The organism is Streptomyces sp. NPDC031132 (assembly GCF_055570595.1).
Map to the genome: position 1 here is coordinate 1 of NZ_JBVIGX010000086.1, position 2138 is coordinate 2138.

Here is a 2138-nt window from a genome sequence, read left to right on the forward strand (position 1 = left end):
ACCCTCTTCGCCCAAGCCCTCGGCCGCCCCACCATCTCCACCGACGACGACTTCTTCCGACTCGGCGGCCACTCCCTCCTCGCCACCCGCCTCGTCGGACGGATCCGTACGGCGCTGGGCACGCAGCTGTCCCTGCGGGACTTCTTCCAGTACCCGACGGTCGCCCTGCTCGCCGGTCAGCTCACCGGCGGGGCCGTCGAGGAGCGTCCCGTACTGACGGCGGCCGCCGACCGCGGCGACTCGGCTCCCGTGTCTGCGGCCCAGCGCGGGCTCTGGTTCCTGGACCAGTTGGAGGGGCCGTCGGCGACGTACAACATTCCGATGGCGGTCCGCCTGACCGGTCCCCTCGACGCGGACGCCCTGCGCGGTGCGCTGTGCGATGTCGTGGGCCGACACGAGATCCTGCGGACCTGCCATCCCGTCCGGGACGGGGAGCCCCGCCAGCGGGTGGTTCCGGCCGACGAGGCGCAGGTCCCCTTCGACGTGGTCGCCGCAACCGACGAGACCCTGACGGCGGGAATCACCGAGCAGGCCGGCCGGCCGTTCGCCCTGGACGCCGAACTGCCCGTGCGCGGCGTGCTCTTCGAGCTGGCGGCGCAGGAGCACGTGCTCCTCCTGGTCGTGCACCACATCGCCTCGGACGGCTGGTCGAACACCCCGCTGATGCGGGACCTGGGTACGGCGTACACCGCCCGCGTCGAGGGCACGGCACCCGAGTGGGAGCCGCTGCCCGTCCAATACGCGGACTACACGCTCTGGCAGCAGGAACTCCTCGCCGTGGACGGGGAGCGGCAGACCGGTTTCTGGCGCGAGGCGCTGTCGGACCTGCCGGAGGAGGTGTCGCTGCCTGCGGACCGCCCGCGACCGGGCGTCGCCTCGTACCGGGGTGCGACTTCCTCGGTGTCCTGCCCGGCCGAGGTCCACGAGGCGCTGACCGTCTTGGCGCGGGAGAGCGGGACGACGTTCTTCATGGTGGTCCAGGCGGCGGTGGCCGCGCTGCTGACCCGGTCGGGGGCGGGCACGGACATCGCCATCGGCTCCCCCGTCGCAGGACGCGCGGACGAGGCCCTGGACGATCTGGTCGGGTTCTTCGTCAACACACTCGTCCTGCGCACCGACACCAGCGGAGATCCGACGTTCCGCGAGCTCCTCAAGCGGGTTCGGGACACCGACCTCGCCGCGTGGGCTCACCAGGACGTGCCCTTCGACCGGCTCGTGGAGGCGCTGAACCCCGAGCGCTCCGCCTCCCGCCACCCCCTGTTCCAGGTCATGCTCACCGTGGCCGACGCCGTGAACCCGGCCCCCGCCCTGCCCGGTGTGCAGTCCCGGATGGACCAGCTCCCGCTGGGCACCGCGAAGTTCGACCTCACGGTCAACTTCCTTGAGCACCGGACGCGTGACGGCCGGCCCGGGGGCCTTGACATCATCCTCGAGTACGCCACCGACCTCTACGACGCCCCCACCGTGCAGGCCGCCGCCGAACGCCTCACCCGGATCCTGGGCGCGGCCGTCACCGATCCCGAGACCCCCGTCTGGCGCATCGACCTGCTGGGGGACGGCGAGCGTAGGGAGCTCCTCGTCGCGTACAACGACACCGGGGCGGCCCTGCCCGTCGGGTCCTTGCCGGAACTGTTCGCGGCGCAGGCGGCGCGCACCCCCGACGCCGTCGCTCTGGTCTGCGGGGACAGCGAGCTGACGTACCGGGAGCTGGACGCGGCGTCCCAGTCCCTGGCACACCGTCTGGCCGGCTTGGGGATCAGCTCCGGCGATGCGGTCGGCGTGTTCCTGAACCGGTCCGTGGAGTACGTCGTCGCCATGCTGGCGGTCCTGAAAGCGGGCGGCGCGTACGTCCCGCTGGATGCGCGCCAGCCGCAGGAGCGCCTCGCATGGATCCTGCGCGACACGAAGGCCGCGCTGGTTCTCACCGATCCCGACGTCGAGGAGCGGCCCGCCTTCGCTGCCGGGCTGGGGGTCCTTCGCGTCCCGCCTTTGGCTGAGCTGCTGCAGAGCGTGGCCCACGGATCCCTGGCAGCTCCTTCACCCGACCAGGCGGCGTACGTGATGTACACGTCGGGGTCGAGCGGGACGCCGAAGGGTGTGGTGAACACGCACCGCAACGTGGTCGAGCTGGCACTGGA

At 71.9% G+C, this 2138-nt stretch carries 1 protein-coding gene; it reads left to right on the plus strand.

Features of this window, described 5'->3' with window-relative positions:
• Positions 1–2138: condensation domain-containing protein (locus ACZ49B_RS39120; protein WP_468316090.1), on the plus strand; the 2138-nt coding region annotated here is incomplete at both ends.